Consider the following 17,880-nt stretch of genomic DNA (forward strand, 5'->3'; position numbering starts at 1 on the left):
ACCTCCGCAATGATCTCCTCGACCTCACCGGCAGCGCCGCGATACTCACGCTCGGCGAGCACCGGCTCCGGCAACGCATCACGATCCAACTTGCCTACCGGCGTCAACGGCACCTCATCGAGCACCACAATCGCCGACGGCACCATATGCGGCGGCAACGACCGAGCCACGAACTCCGTCAACCCCGCCACATCCACAGTCCGGCCCTTGACCGGCAACACATACGACACCAACACAGTCGCACCCGACGCAGTCGAACGACCGAGAGTGGTTGCCCAGTTGACGGTGCCGTGTGCCGAGAGCACGGCGTCGATCTCGCCGAGTTCGATACGGAAACCGCGCACCTTCACCTGGAAGTCGCTGCGCCCCACGAACTCGAGCTCGAGGCGATCCTCGACCGCCCGCCACCGCACCACGTCGCCCGTGCGGTACATGCGGTCGCCGGGCTCGCCGTAGGGGTTGGGCACGAATCGCTCAGCGGTGAGGGTGTTACGGCGGTGGTAACCGCGGGCAAGCGCCCGACCCGCCACATAGAGCTCACCTGCCATGCCTGCCGCGACCGGCCGCAGGCGTGAATCCAGCACGAGGGTGGTCATCCCGACGATGGGCTCGCCGATGGTGATCGGGCGCTCCGGTACCATCTGCCCGAACGTCGACACGATCGTGGCCTCGGTCGGCCCGTATGCATTGACATAGGTCGTGCGCTTCGACCACTCCGCAAGCAGTTCCGGGGTGGTGACGTCGCCACCGACCGACAGGACCTCGAAACTGTCGATGCCGTCGGACTCCATCGTCCCGAGCACCGCAGGCGTGATGATCGTATGTGTCACCCGCTCGGTGCGCAGCAGCTCCGCGAGGTCCGGGCCACCGATGATGGTGGACGGCACGATGACCAATGTGGCACCGAACGAGAATGCTGCCATCCACTCGAGCACCGACGGGTCGAAGCTCGGCGAGCAGATCTGCAGGAACCGCGATTCGGAGGTCACCCCGTACAGATCGGTGACCATGTCCTTCAGGCCGGCCAGGCCCGAGTGGGTGACGACGACGCCCTTGGGCTGCCCTGTCGAACCCGACGTGTAGATCAGGTAGGCGGGCTGCTGCACGTGGGTGGGTCGCACGCGGTCCGCGTCACTGAGGGGTGTGGACGCGCGAGCGTCGACCTCCGCGACGAAGTCCGGCTCGTCCACGAGCAGCCATTCCGCGTCATCGGGCAAACCAGCGACGTACTGCGTCGACGTGATCCCCAGCGCTGCACCGGAATCGGACAGCATGTACCGCACGCGTTCGGCGGGATAGGTCGGGTCCACCGGAATGTGCGCGGCGCCGGTCTTCGCGACGGCCATGACGGTGACCGCCATGTCGTACGAACGCGGGAACGAGACGGCGACGAAGTCCTCCGCTCCGATTCCACGGCCGATGAGCAACCGGGCGAGTTTCGACGACGCCTCGTCGATTTCGCGGTAGGTGATCGAGCGCCCTTCGTAGCGGACTGCTACGGCATCGGGATCCATCGTCACACCGATGGTGAGGAAGTCCGCGAGGGTCTTCGGTTCAGTGATCACCTCGTGCCCGCGCATGCGGGTGAGCTGCGCGAATTCCTCGTCGCCGAGCAGGGGCAGGTCCCCGACCGGTGTCGTGGTTCCGGCGAGGATACCGTCCACGAGTCGCGTGAATCGCTCCGCGAACCGCTCGACCGTCCTGTGATCGAACAGTGCACTCGCGTAAGAGAATTCCGCGGACACTCCGCCCGGATCTCCGGAAGCATCGACATGTTCTCGCAGAGTCAGCCCGAGGTCGAACTTCGCGATGTCGAGGTCGAACGGCACGCTGGACACACTCAGTCCGGGCAGTTCGAGGGCTGTTTCCGGCATGTTCTCGAACGAGAGCACCACCTGGAACAGCGGATGCCTCGCGGTGGATCGCTCGGGCTTCAGCACTTCCACGAGACGCTCGAACGGGATGTCGGCGTGTGCGAACGCCTCGAGATCGGACTCCCGCACGCGCGACAGCAGATCCTCGAACCCGTCCCCGGCATCGACGTGACTGCGCAAGACCAGGGTGTTGACGAACATGCCGATCAGGTCGTCGAGTTCCGACTCGCCGCGACCCGCAATCGGCGTACCGATCGTGATGTCCTCGGAGTCGGACATCCGCGCAAGGAACACCGCCAACGCGGTGTGCAGGACCATGAACATGGTCGTGCCGGTCCGGCGGGCCAGCGCCGCAAGGCCGCGGTGGGTCTGTGCATCGAGTGCGAACCCGACCTTGCTGCCTGCGAACGACTGCACCGACGGGCGCGGGCGGTCCATCGGTAGGTTCAGCTCGTCCGGAACGCCCGCGAGGGTGCGCTTCCAGAATTCCGCCTGGGCCGAGAGCACACTCGCCGGATCGTCTTCCGAGCCGAGCACCTCGCGCTGCCACAGCGCGAAGTCCGCGTACTGCACGGGCAGCGGCGCCCAGCCCGGAGCCGTATCGGCCACGCGGGACATGTAGGCGGTCATCACATCACGCGTGAGCGGCGCCATCGACCAGCCGTCAGCACTGATGTGGTGCGCCACGAACACGAGCACGTGGTCGGCAACACTTTCCCCTCCGTGGCCCGACAGCGCGAACAGCGCAACACGCAACGGAATCTCGGAGGTGACGTCGAACCCCTCCGACACCACCTCGCGGACTCGCGCGGGCAGCTCGGCCTCCGCAACGACTTCGGCGACGACTTCGGGTGCAGCGTCGGCCGCGGGGACGACCAGCTGGTACGGCTGACCGTCGACCTCGGGGTAGGTCGTGCGCAGCACCTCGTGGCGTGCCAGCACGTCCTGTACCGCGGTCTGCAGTGCGGCCACATCGAGTTCACCCGTCAGACGCACGGCGACGGGAATGTTGTCGACCGCCGAGCCCGAGTCGAAACGGTTGAGGAACCACATGCGCTGCTGCGCGAGCGACAGCGGCACCCGATCGGGGCGCTGTTGCGGTACGAGCGGTGCTCTCACACCGGTGTCCACGTGCTGCTCGGCGGCAACCGCGAGTGCAGCGACATTCGGAGACTCGAACACGATCCGGACCGGCACCCGTGTGCCGAGTGCTGCACCGATTCGAGAGACCACCTGCGTCGCGAGCAGGGAGTTGCCACCGAGTTCGAAGAAGTCGTCGTCGACACCGATTCGGGCCACACCCAGGACATCGGCAAAGACACCGGCGACGATTTCCTCGACCGGAGTGCGCGGTGCCCGGAATTCGCGGGCCTCGAACACCGGCTCCGGCAACGCCTTACGATCCAACTTGCCGTTCACATTCAACGGCAACGCCTCGAGCACCACGAACGCCGACGGCACCATGTACGACGGAACACGTTCGCCGAGCACTGTCCTGACGTCGGTCATGTCCAGTCGGACGCCCGACTCCGGGACAACGTACGCGACCAACTGCGCGCCCGTACGCTCGTCCTCACGTGCGATGACCGCGGCCTCACGCACCTCGCGCTGCTCCCGCAGAGCCGTCTCTATCTCACCGAGCTCGATCCGGAAACCACGCACCTTCACCTGGAAGTCGGTACGCGACAGGTAATCCAACTCTCCCTGCGCCGTCCACTTCACAAGATCGCCGGTGCGGTACAGTCGCTCCCCCGACCCGAACGGCGAGGCAACGAAACGCTCCGCGGTCAGATCGACGCGCCCGTAGTAGCCCCGGGCCAACTGGACGCCCGCCAGATACAACTCACCCGGGACACCCGTCGGGACGGGATTCAAGCGTTCGTCGAGGACATAGACCCGGGTGTTCCATTCGGGTCCGCCGATCGGAACCGATGCGCCGGATGGTTCGACCACCTCACCCGCGGTCACCGACACCGCAGCTTCGGTCGGCCCGTACAGGTTCACAAGCCGGGCAGTGTTGTGCTCCGCGACGCGTTCCGCAGTCGACACCGGCAACGCCTCACCGATGGCGAGAATACGGCGCAACGACGTCGGCAAGAGGCCGCTACCGTCGATCATCAACGCTTCGAGCATCGATGGCACGACATGCAACGTGGTCACACCGTGCTCGTCCATCAGACGGTTCAGATACGCGGGATCACGGTGACCATCCCGCGAGGCGATCACCACACGACCACCGGACACCAGCGCCGACCAGAATTCCCACACCGACAGGTCGAACGTCGCGACGGTCTTGAGCAGCACCGCGTCGTCGGCATCGAGTGCGAAATAGTCGCGCTTCCACAGCATCTGGTTGACAATCGCCGCGTGCGGCACGGCCACACCCTTGGGTCGACCGGTCGAACCCGACGTGAAGATCACATACGCGGTGTGCGACGAACGCAACGGCGCACGTCGATCAGCGTCCGTCACGGGTCCGTCGGCGAATCCGGACAGATCCGCAACATCCACCAGGACGGTGGGAACAGAGTGATCCCCCGTCGCTTCGCTCGCCCCGGCCCCATCCCCCGTCGCTTCGCTCGCCCCGGCCCCGGTCCCCGGCATGACGAACTCGTCGCGTTCGGTCGTCAGCACCACTGCAGGCGCAGCCGACTCGAAGATGTACGCGTTGCGTTCGTCCGGCTGATCCGGATCAACCGGCACGTAGATGCCACCGGCCTTCGCCACGGCATACATACCCACGAGCAGTTCGACCGAACGACGCATGGCCAGGACCACGGTCGCCTCGGGTCCGACGCCCATCGAGACAAGCTTCCGGGCAAGACGGTTGACTCGGGAATCGAACTCGCCGTATGTCAGCGATCCGTCTTCGGATACCAACGCGACGGCATCCGGGTTGCGTCGCACCTGCTCGTCGAACAGATCGACGAGCGTGGCCGCACCGTCGACCTCGTGCGCGGTGTCGTTCCACGCTTCGAGAACTCGGGTCTTCTCGACGGGGTCGAGCAGCGGCATGTCGCCGACAGGCAGAGCCGCGTCGGTGACCACAGTGGCGAGAACCCGGACGAGCCTCTCGGTGAAGCCTGCCACCGTCGACTCGTCGAACAGATCGGTCGCGTAGGTGAAGAAACCGGTGATACCGGCTGCGCGCCCGTCGGCGTCGTATCGATCGGTGACGATCAGGTGCAGATCGAACTGCGAGATCGCCATATCGGCGTCGATTCCCGAGATCGTCAGCCCGGGCAGTTCGAGCGCCGACTGCGCGAGGTTCTGGAACGACAGGCCCACCTGGAACAGCGGGTGGCGCGCGGTCGACCGAGCCGGGTTGAGCACCTCGACCAGGCGCTCGAACGGGACGTCCGCGTTCGCGAACGCACCGAGATCCGTCTCGCGTGTCTGCTCGAGGAGCTCGGCGAAGCCCGCACCCCTGTCGACGCGAGTACGGAACACCAGAGTGTTGGCGAACATGCCGATCAGGTCGTCGAGCTCGCGCTCGGCACGGCCGGCGATCGGTGTTCCGATCGCGATGTCGTCGCTCGCCGACATACGCGCGAGGAACACCGCGAACGCGGTGTGCAGCACCATGAACAGCGTCGTGTTGGTCTGCCGTCCGAGATCGGTCAGTCGCTGATGCAGGTCGGCGTCGACCGTGAAGTCGACCCGTGCGCCGTGGAACGACTGCATTGCGGGGCGCGGGCGATCGGTCGGAAGATCCAGCTGGTCCGGAAGTCCTGCGAGAGCCTGCTTCCAGTAGCCGACCTGCTTGGACGCGATCGAGTCGGGATCATCCTCCGAGCCGAGCACCGTCCGCTGCCACACGGCGTAGTCCGCGTACTGCACCGGAAGTGCCTCCCACGTGGGGACGCCGCCTTCGGAACGTGCCACATACGCCTGCATGAGGTCGCGGGTGAGCGGTCCCATCGACGAGCCGTCCGCGGAGATGTGGTGCACGACGAACGCCAACACGTAATCCGAATCGCCGACGTGGAAGAGCTTCGCGGCGAGCGGCACCTCATCAGTGACGTCGAACGTGGTGGCTCCCACTGCGATCACGGCATCGATGATGTCGTGCTCGGCGACGCGGACCGGGGTCAGGTCCGGTATGACATCGGTGGCCGGGACTATCACCTGAACAGGACCGTCTGCGGTCTCCGGGTAGTAGGTGCGCAGAGATTCGTGGCGCGTGACGACGTCCGCGACCGCGGCCTGCAGTGCATCGACATCGAGATCGCCGCTCAACCGGATAGCCATCGGCACGTTGTAGGCAGCAGTGTCGGTGTCGAAGCGGTTGAGGAACCACATGCGTTGCTGTGCAGGCGAGAGTGGCACCTGGTCGGGCCGGTGACCGGCCTCGAGCGGCACACGGGTCTCGGTGTCCTGCGACTCGACCGTCGTAGCGAGCGCCTCGACCGTCGGTGTTTCGAACAACGCACGCACAGGGACCTTCGTGCCGAGCGCGAAGCTCAACCGCGACGCCACTTGGGTTGCGAGTAGAGAGTTGCCGCCGAGTTCGAAGAAGTCGTCATCCAGACCCACCCGGTCGGCCCCGAGAACCTCGGCGAACACCGCCGCCACCGACTCCTCCACCGGCGATACCGGCGCACGGAACTCGCGAGCTTCGAATACCGGATCCGGCAAAGCGTTGCGATCAAGTTTGCCGTTCACATTCAACGGCAACGCCTCGAGCACCACGAACGCCGACGGCACCATGTACGAGGGCAACCCTGCCGCCAACCCCGACTTCACCGACGCCACATCGATGTCGACACCGGGCGCCGCAACCACGTACGCCACCAACTGCGCACCGGTCCGCTCGTCCTCCCGAGCAACAACCACCACGTCGCGGACACCGTCCACGCCACGCAGCGCCGACTCGATCTCACCGAGCTCGATCCGGAATCCACGCACCTTCACCTGGAAGTCCGTGCGCCCCAAGTAATCCAATTCGCCGTCGGCGGTGAACCTGACGAGGTCACCGGTGCGGTACAGCCGCTCCCCCGCCGCGAAGGGCGACGCGACGAAACGCTCCGCGGTCAGATCCACCCGACCGTGATAGCCCCTCGCCAACTGCACACCCGCCAGATACAACTCACCCGCGACACCTGCAGGCACCGGATGCAAACGCTCGTCGAGAACATAGACCCGGGTATTCCACTCGGGCACACCGATCGACACCGACGCACCCGACGGCTCGACCACCTCACCCGCAGTCACCGACACCGCAGCCTCGGTCGGACCGTACAAGTTCACCAACCGCGACTCGTTCGACGCCACGAACCGCTGCGCCGTCGACGGCGGCAACGCCTCACCGATAGCCAACACCCGACGCAACGACGACGACAACACGCCCGACGATTCGACGAGCAACGCCTCGAGCATCGACGGCACCACATGCAACGTCGTCACGCCCTGCTCCGCGATCAGCGCATTCAGATACGCCGGATCACGATGCCCATCGGCAGATGCGATCACCACACGACCACCGGAGACGAGCGCCGACCAGAACTCCCACACCGACAGGTCGAACGTCGCTGCAGTCTTGAGCAGCAACGCATCGTCGGCGCCGAGTCCGAAGTACTCGCGCTTCCACAACATCTGGTTCACTGCCGCGGAGTGCGGCACGGCCACGCCCTTCGGCTTGCCCGTCGAACCCGAAGTGAAGATCACGTACGCCGTGTTCGACGAATGCAGCGGCGCACCACGATCCCCGTCGACCACCGGCTCTGCGGAGAACCCGGATAGATCGAGGACATCGATTTCGATGGTGGAGACAGAGCTGTCCCCCGTCGCCACAAACCCGTCGCGGGTGGTCGTGAGTACCGCGACCGGAGCGGCCGTGTCGAGAATGTGGGCGTTGCGCTCGTCCGGCTGAGTCGGATCCACCGGCACATAGGCGCCACCGGCCTTCGCCACGGCATACATGCCCACCAGCAGTTCTACCGACCGACGCATCGTCAGCACGACCGTCGACTCCGGCCTCACACCCAGACCGATGAGATACCGGGCCAGACGGTTGACGCGCGCGTCGAACTCTCCGTAGGTCAGGGTCCCGTCCTCGAACGCCAGCGCAGTAGCGTCCGGATTGCTCCGAACCTGTTCGTCGAACAGGTCCACCAGCGTCGAGGAGGAGGGGACCTCGTGCGCGGTATCGTTCCACGCCTCGAGTACCCGCGTCTTCTCGGCCGGATCCAGCAGTTCGATGTCGCCGACGGGAAGGGCCGGATCCTCGACGATCCCCTCGAGGACTCGCACGAAGCGGTGGGCGAAGCCCGCGACCGTGGACTCGTCGAACAAATCCGTCGCGTACGTGAAGGTGGCGTCGATCCGGCCCGGAGCGCCGTCGTCGTCGTAGTGATCGAAGACGGTGAGCTGCAGATCGGTCTTGGCGAGCTGGAGTTCGAAGTCGGTCGAGCTGACTGTGAGTCCGGGCAGTTCGAGTTCGGTACGAGCCAGGTTCTGGAAGGACAGCCCCACCTGGAACAGCGGGTTACGCGCCGTGGAACGGACCGGATTGAGAACCTCGACGAGACGCTCGAACGGGACATCAGCGTTCGCGAATGCACCGAGGTTGCTCTCACGGGTCTGGTCGAGGAGTCCGGCGAAGCTCGTACTGCCGTCCACCCGGGTGCGGAACACCAGCGTGTTGACGAACATGCCGATCAGATCGTCGAGTTCGCGCTCGCCGCGGCCGGCGATCGGCGTACCGATCGCGATGTCGTCCGTTCCGGACAAGCGCGCCAGCAGGGTCGCGAAGGCAGCGTTGACCACCATGAACAGGGTGGCATTCTTGGATCGCGCAAGGTTCTGCAGACGGCCGTGAAGTTCGGGATCGATAGTGAACTGCAGGGATTCACCGCGGAAACTCTGGCTCGGCGGACGCGGCCGGTCCGAGGGCAGATCGAGCTGGTCGGGCAAGCCGTCCAGCGCGCCCTTCCAGTGGTCGACCTGCTTCGCTGCGAGCGACTCGAGGTCGCCTTCCGAACCGAGAATCTCACGCTGCCACAGCGCGTAGTCCGCGTACTGCACCGGCAGCGGCTCCCACCCGGGAGCCTCCCCCTGTGAGCGGGCTGCGTATGCGCGCATGAGATCGCGAGTCAGCGGACCGACCGACGCTCCGTCGGCCGACACGTGGTGAACCACGAGCGCCAGGATGTGTTCGTCCTCGCGCACCCGGAAAATACGGACGGCAAGCGGCACTTGTTGCGTCACATCGAATGTGGTGGACATGAACGAGATGATCGCGGGCTCGATCTCCTCGTCGCTCACGTCCTGGATCGCGAGATCCGGCTCTACCTGATCCAACGGGAGCACAACCTGATGCGGACCGTCCGCCGAGTCCGGATATACCGTACGCAGCGATTCGTGCCGGGCGATCACATCGCGCGCAGCGGCCTGGAGCGCCGCGACGTCGAGGTCGCCGACGAGGCGCACCGCGATCGGAATGTTGTCGACCGCGGACGATGCGGGATCGAACTGGTTGAGGAACCAGTAGCGCCGCTGCGCCGGCGACAACGGGATCTGTGCGGGGCGCTCGTCCGCCACCAGCGGGCGTCGGGGGCCGGCAGCCGCGCCGTGCTCCAATCGAGCTGCGAAAGAGTCCACCGAGGATGCCTCGAACAGCAGACGCAGCGGCACCGTCGAGTCGAGTGCCGCACCGATCCGCGACACGACTTGCGTCGCGATGAGCGAGTTGCCGCCGAGACCGAAGAAGTCGTCATCGAGGCCGACGCGATCGAGACCGAGCACCTCGGCGAACACGCTTGCGACGATCTCTTCGATCGCCGTCGTGGGCGCCCTGAACTTCTTGACCTCGAACACCGGGTCCGGAAGGGCCTTGCGGTCCAGCTTGCCGGACGCACCGAGCGGCAGAGCATCGAGCACGATGTACGTCGCGGGCACCATGTATGCGGGTAGGAGCGACGACAGTTCCCGGCCGACCGCGCCATCGTCGAAGGTGTGCCCCGGGGCGGGCACGACATACGCGACGAGCTGATCCTGACGGACCAGCACGACCGCCTGGTCGACGTCGTTCCGTTCGAGCAGCGCGGACTCGATCTCACCGAGTTCGATGCGCAGACCGCGCAGCTTGACCTGGAAATCGGTGCGGCCGATGTACTCGAGTTCGCCGTCGACCTGCCACCTGACGAGGTCGCCCGTGCGGTACAGCCGTTGCCCCGGCCCGAACGGCGAAGCGACGAACCGCTCGGAAGTGAGGTCGGCGCGGCGGACGTAGCCGCGGGCCAATTGGACGCCCGACAGATACAGCTCACCTGCGACGCCCAGCGGAGCAGGCCGCAGTCGGTCGTCGAGAACGAACACCTTCGTGTTCCACACGGGGGCACCGATCGGTACCGCCACGGTGTCCGCGTCGGTCACCTCGTGGTACGTCACGTCGACGGCGGCCTCGGTGGGGCCGTACAGGTTGTGGATCCCCACGGTGGGCAGTGTCGCCCGGACCCGGGCGGCGAGCGCGGCCGGAAGCGCCTCACCGGATGCGAAGAGGTACCGCAGCTCCGACAGTTCCGATACCGCCGGTTCGGCCGCGAACACCGCGAGCATCGACGGCACGAAGTGCGCCACCGACACCGACTTCTCACGCATCGTCGTCACCAGGTATCGCGGATCGCGATGGCCGTCGGGTACTGCGATGAGCAGACGTGCGCCGATCTGCAAGGGCCAGAAGAACTCCCACACCGACACATCGAATGTGAACGGAGTCTTCTGGAACACCACATCGGCGGGTGTGAGGTCGTATTCGCCCTGCATCCAGCGCAGGCGGTTCACAATGGCCCCGTGGGTGACGGCCACACCCTTCGGGCGGCCGGTCGACCCCGACGTGAAGATCACGTAGGCGGTATCGGATGCCCGCAACGACGCGGTACGTTCCGAATCCACGAGCGGACTGGACGCCGTCGCCGAGAGATCGACCGCATCGATCGACACGACGGAGACGGAATTCGCCTCCCTCGGGACCTCGAAGCCGTCCCGCTCGGTGGTCAGCACCACGACGGGCGCTGCGGTCTCGAGGATGTAGGCGTTGCGGTCGGCAGGCTGATCGGGGTCGAGCGGCACATAGGCGCCACCGGCCTCGACGATCGCGTACATGCCGACCAGCAGGTCGATCGAGCGCCGAATTGCCAGCCCCACATGGGTTTCCGGACCCACACCGAGCCCGATCAGATGGCGCGCGAGACGATGGACGCGGTCGGCGAACTGCGCGTAGGTCAGCGCGTCGCCCTCGAACTCGAGTGCGACCGCGTCCGGCGCGCGGAGCACCTGGGCCTCGAACAGATCAACCAGGGTCGACGAGGTGTCCGACGCCCGGTCGGTGTCGTTCCACTCCTCGACCATCCGCGTGCGCTCGTCGGCGTCGAGCAGGTCGACGTCGCCGACCGCAACAGATGAATCGGTGACCACGGCGTCGAGGACCCGCACGAACCGGTCGGCGAAACCGGTGATGGTCGATTCGTCGAACAGGTCGGTCGCGTAGGTCAGGCCCACACGGTAGGCTGTGCGCTCAGATTCGGCGGTCTCGGTGACGACGAACTGAAGATCGAATTTGGCTGTGGTGGTGTCGATGTCGACACCCGACACTGCGAGCGCCGGGAGTTCGACGCTGTCGGCCGCGAGGTTCTGGAACGAGAGCATCACCTGGAACAACGGATGACGCGCCGTCGAACGCTCCGGATTCAGCACCTCCACAAGACGCTCGAACGGCACATCCGCATGCCCGAACGCATCCAGATCACCGCCGCGAACCCGAGACAGCACCTCGTCGAACGACTCACCGCCGTCGACACGGGTCCGCAACACCAACGTGTTGACGAACATGCCCACCACATCGTCGAGCGCAGCCTCACCACGACCCGCAACCGGAGTACCGATCGCCACATCGTCGGTACCCGCCAACCGAGAAAGCAACACCGACAACGCAGCATGCACCACCATGAACGGTGTCGCGGCGCGCTCACGGGCGAGCCGCAGGATTCCGTCGTGGATGCGTGTGTCGACGGTGAACTCGTACTGGGCACCACCGTTGGTGGCAACACCGGGACGCGGGCGGTCCGCCGGCAGATCCAACTGCTCCGGGATCCCCGCCAGCGCGTCGCGCCAGAACGCCACCTGCGCCGAGATCACCGAGTCCGGATCGTCCTCCGAACCCAGCACCTCCCGCTGCCACAGCGCGTAATCCGCGTACTGCACCGGCAGCGGCTCCCACGCGGGCGACTCGCCCGCAGCCCGCGATGCGTAGGACGTGACGACGTCGCGCGTCAACGGCCCCATCGAAAAGCCGTCGGCCGCAATGTGATGCACTACCAGGACCAGTACGTGCTCGGACGGAGAGAGCTCGAACAGTCGGGCCCTGAACGGTGCTGTCTCCGACACGTCGAAGCCCGCCGAGATCAACAAGGGCACCTGCGTCACCAGGTCGGACTCCGCGATCGTCACCGGCGACAGATCGGGAGCGACCTCGGACACCGGCAACACCCGCTGATAGCCGACACCATCGACATCCGGATACACCGTCCGCAGCGACTCGTGCCGACCCAGCACATCCGACACCGCAGCCTGCAACGCCGCCACATCCAACGACCCCGACAACCGGATCGCCACCGGAATGTTGTTCACCGCGGAATCCGGCTCGAACCTGTTGAGGAACCACATCCGCTGCTGCGCCAACGACAACGGCACCCGCTCCGGACGAACCTGAGCCACCAGCGGCGCACGCCTGTCACCCCCGGCCTGCTCGACGCGGGCCGCCAGGTCTTCGACACCGGACGCTTCGAACAATGCGCGAACCGGCACGGTGGTTCCCAGTGCCGCGCCGAGGCGGGCCACCACCTGGGTGGCGATCAGTGAATTACCACCGAGTGCGAAGAAGTCGTCGTCGAGGCCCACGCGGTCGATATCGAGCACGGCCGCGAACACCCCCGCGACGATCTCTTCGATCGGGGTCGTGGGAGCGCGGAACCTGCGGCTTTCGAATGCGGGCTCGGGGAGTGCCTTGCGGTCGATCTTGCCGGAACTACCGAACGGCATGGCATCGAGCACCACGAAGGTCGTCGGGACCATGTATGCGGGCAACGCCGAGGACAGGGCCTCGTGTACGGCCGACCTGTCGAACGTGTCTCCCTGAGCGGGAACGACATACGCGACGAGTTGCTCGTGCCGCACCTCGACTGCTGCGTGGGTCACGTGCGCGTGTTCGAGGAGCGCCGACTCGACCTCGCCGAGTTCGACGCGCAGACCGCGGAGTTTGACCTGGAAGTCGCTGCGGCCCAAATATTCGAGTTCACCGGCGGGTGTCCACCGGACGAGGTCACCGGTCCGGTAGACGCGCGCGCCCGTCTCGAACGGCGAGGCCACGAAGCGCTCGGCCGTCAGCTCCGGCCGTCCGAAGTAACCGCGAGCAACCTGGATGCCCGACAGATACAGCTCACCCACTACACCTGTGGGGACGGGTGCGAGGCGCTCGTCGAGGACGTAGGCGCCGGTGTTCCACACCGGCGAGCCCATCGGCACGGATCCTGCGGTGAGGGCTCCCACGGGCCTCGCGGTGGCGTGCACGGTCGCCTCTGTGGGTCCGTACAGGTTGTGCAGTTCCGCATCGCTGACGCGCGCGAACTGCTCGGCGATCGACACGGGGAAGGCTTCACCTGCCACGAGGACGAGGCGGAGGGAGACACATTCCTCGGCGGAGACGGCACCGGCGAACACCGCGAGCATCGACGGCACGAACGAAGTCGCCGTCACTGCCCGATCACGGATCACGGATCCGAGGTAGGCGGGGTCGCGGTGGCCGTCAGGGGTGGCGATCACGAGGCGGGCGCCGACGGCCGGCGCACCGAACAGTTCCCACACCGACACGTCGAACGTGAACGGCGTCTTCTGCAGGACGACGTCGGCCGGGCCGAGGTCGTATTCGGAGGTCAGCCACAGCACCTGGTTGACCGCGGAGGCATGCGAGACCGCGACGCCCTTCGGCCGACCCGTCGACCCCGACGTGAACAACACATACGCCGCATTCGACGACCGCAACGGCGACACACGATCCACATCCGTCACCGACGTATCGGAGAATCCCGACACATCGAGCACATCGAGCTCGACCGAAGGCACACCCTGCGCGACAAACCCATCACGCGCAGTCGTCACCACCACCACCGGAGCAGCAACCTCGAGAATGTACCCATTACGATCCGCAGGCTGATCCGGATCCAACGGCACATACGCACCACCGGCCTTGACGATCGCATACATCCCGACCAACAGATCCAACGAACGACGCACCGCCAGACCCACCGTCGACTCCGGCCCCACACCCACCGAAATCAAATGACGCGCAACCCGATTCACACGAGAATCGAACTCCGCATACGTCAGCGACTGCCCCTCGAACTCGAGCGCCACCGCATCCGGCGTCCGACGCACCTGCGCCTCGAACAGATCGACCAACGTCAACGACGACTCGACCTCGTGCGCAGTATCGTTCCACCGCTCGAGCACCAGAGACCGCTCATCGGCATCGAGCAGGTCGATATCACCGACTCGCACCTGCCGGTCCGCGACTACCGTCTCGAGCACCCGCACGAAACGATCGGCGAAGGTCGTCATGGTCGATGCATCGAACAGGTCGGTCGCATAGGTCAGGTCGACGAGGTAGCCCTCGGCGGCGTTGTCCGACACGGTGACCTGCAGGTCGAATTTGGCTACCGCGGCGTCGGTCCCGAGCGCCGACACGGTGAGCTCCGGGAGTTCGAGCGAGTCGGAGTCGAGGTTCTGGAACGCGAGCATCACCTGGAACAACGGATGACGCGCCGTCGAACGCTCCGGATTCAGCACCTCCACAAGACGCTCGAACGGCACATCCGCATGCCCGAACGCATCCAGATCACCGCCACGAACCCGAGACAGCACCTCATCGAACGACTCACCGCCGTCGACACGGGTCCGCAACACCAACGTGTTGACGAACATGCCGATCACATCGTCGAGCGCAGCCTCACCACGACCCGCAACCGGAGTACCGATCGCCACGTCGTCGGTACCCGCCAACCGTGCCAGCAACACCGACAACGCCGCATGCACGACCATGAAGTCGGTGGTTCCGGTGCGACGCGCCAGGTCGGCGACGTGTGCACGGAGGTCGGATCCGATCGTGAACTGCTGTGCCGCACCGCGGTACGACTCCACCGACGGTCGAGGACGGTCGGATGGTAGATCCAGCTGCTCCGGGATCCCCGCCAGCGCATCGCGCCAGAACGCCACCTGCGACGAGATCACCGAGTCCGGATCGTCCTCCGAACCCAGCACCTCCCGCTGCCACAGCGAATAATCCGCGTACTGCACCGGCAACGGCTCCCACGCAGGCACACTGCCCGCAGCACGGGATGCGTAGGCCGTGACGACGTCGCGCGTCAACGGACCCATCGAGAAGCCGTCGGCCGCAATGTGATGCAACACCAGGACGAGGACGTGTTCGGTGTCGGACAGCTCGAGCAACTGCACTCGGACCGGCACCGAAGAGGTGACGTCGAATCCCGCCGATACGAGCGCGGTGATCTCCTCGACGACATCCGACCGGTCGACCTCGACGGGCAACAGATCGGGAGCGACCTCGGACACCGGCAACACCCGCTGATAGCCGACACCATCGACATCCGGATACACCGTACGCAACGACTCGTGCCGACCCAGCACATCCGACACCGCAGCCTGCAACGCCGCCACATCCAACGACCCCGACAACCGGATCGCCACCGGAATGTTGTTCACCGCGGAATCCGGCTCGAACCTGTTGAGGAACCACATCCGCTGCTGCGCCAACGACAACGGCACCCGCTCCGGACGAACCTGAGCCACCAGCGGCGCACGCCCGTCACCCCCGGCGGCGATCGCCGTGTCGATGAGGGACGACAGTTCGGCCGCGGTGGGCGCGTCGAAGAATTCGCGGACGTCGATGCGGACCTTGTGGTCGGCGTTGATGCGTGCGACCACGCGGGTCGCACTCAGCGAGTTACCGCCGAGCTCGAAGAAATCGTCGTCCACACCGAACTGCTCGACCCCGAGCACCTGCTCGAACGCCGCGACAACGGCGTGTTCCGTGGGCGTGCTCGGCGCCCGGTATTCGCGTGCGAGAGAACTGAAGTCGGGCTCGGGTAGTGCCCTGCGGTCGAGCTTGCCGCTTGCGCCGAGCGGGAACTCGTCCATCTCGACAAACAGCGACGGCACCATGTAGTCGGGCAGCCGGTGACGCACGACGTCGGCGAGCTCGGTCCGCTCGATCTGCCTGCCGTCGGTGACGAGATAGGCCACGAGATGATCGCCGAGTCCGGGATCGGAATGCACGACCACGACGGACTGCCGCACACCCGGATGGTCGAGCAGGGCGGATTCGATCTCGCCGAGTTCGATGCGCAGTCCGCGCAGTTTGACCTGGAAGTCGGTGCGGCCGATGTACACGAGGCGGCCGGCGTCGTCGAGTTCGACGAGGTCGCCGGTGCGGTACATCCGGTCGCCGGGTTCACCGAAGGGGTCGGCGACGAACCGGTCGGACGTGAGATCCGGACGCCGCAGGTAGCCGCGCGCGAGCTGGATACCGGCGAGATACAGCTCTCCCTCGACACCGGCGGGGACGGGCCTCAATCCTTCGTCGAGCACGTACAGTCCGGTATCGGCCACCGCCTCACCGATGGGGACGACGGTGTTGCCTGCGGCGGTCGCGAAGTAGGTGACGTCGACGGCCGCCTCGGTCGGGCCGTAGAGGTTGTGCAGGCCCGCGGAGCTGATCTCGTAGAAGCGGGCAACCGTCTGCGGAGGCAGTGCCTCACCGGACGCGAAGACGTAGCGCAGCGTGTTCACCGACGCGGCGGTGGGTTCGGCGAGGTAGACCGCGAGCATCGACGGCACGAAGTGCGCGATGGTCACTCCCCGGTCGATCATCGTCCGGGCGAGGTAGGCGGGGTCGCGGTGCCCGTCGGGGACCGCAATGGTCAGGTTCGCACCCACCTGCAGGGGCCAGAAGAACTCCCACACCGACACGTCGAACGTGAACGGCGTCTTCTGCAGCACGACGTCGTCGGCGCGCATCGCATATTCGGACTGACGCCATGCGATATTCGCGGTGATTGCTCGGTGCTCCACTGCGACGCCCTTCGGGCGGCCGGTCGAACCCGAGGTGAAGATGACGTAGGCGAGGTGATCGGCGGTCAGTGGACCGGTGCGCTCGTCCTCGCCGATCGGGTCGTCGGCGTATCCCGACACATCGAGGGTGTCGATCGCCACGACCGGGACGGTTCCGGGCAGATCGACGGCATCACGCTCGGTGGTGACCACCGCGACCGGTTCGGCCGTGTCGAGCACGTACTCGCTGCGGTCGGCGGGATGATCCGGATCCAGGGGGACGTACGCGCCGCCGGCCTTGACGATGGCGTACATGCCGATGAGCAGGTCGAAGGAACGGCGGATCGAGAGGCCGACTCGCGCGTCCGGTCCGACGCCGAGCTCGATGAGGTGGCGTGCGAGGCGGTTGACGCGTGCGTCGAACTCGCGGTAGGTGAGGGTCTCCCCCTCGAATTCGAGTGCGGTGCTGTCGGGGGTAGCGGCGACCTGCGCGTCGAAGCGGGCGACGAGGGTATTCGGGTCCGCGGTCGCGGGGACGAGAGCCTCGTCTCCGAGCACCTCGGACGAGTCGGTGAGCAGGGTGTCGACGACCGCGGGGAGGCCATCGCCGCCGAGCAGGCCGGGTGCGACGTTGGACAGGACGACGGGAAGGAGTGCGTCGAAGCCGAGCACACCACCCATCGCGGCGTCGAGAGTGGTGATCTCCTCCTGCAACCGGGCGTATGTGAGGTGCGTGTCACCGTCGGAGAGAGCGATGCGGTCGGGCTCGATGTCCACAACTGCGGCGAGCAACCGAGGAAGGTCCTCGATCGTCAGTGCCGGCTTGCCCGCCATACCACCCGTCATCTACGTCATCCTCCTGAAATTGCTTACGTCCGGCGTA

1 protein-coding gene is annotated in these 17,880 nt (G+C 66.0%); it reads right to left on the minus strand.

Annotated elements, in window-relative coordinates:
* On the minus strand, nt 1-17,843 hold a 17,843-nt coding region (locus ACFWB0_RS15580), incomplete at its 3' end, for a non-ribosomal peptide synthase/polyketide synthase (RefSeq protein ID WP_378491363.1).
* Nucleotides 17,844-17,880: the final 37 nt, after the last annotated feature.

The organism is Rhodococcus sp. NPDC060086, from assembly GCF_042730275.1.
In the GTDB taxonomy this organism is placed as follows: Bacteria; Actinomycetota; Actinomycetes; order Mycobacteriales; family Mycobacteriaceae; genus Rhodococcus.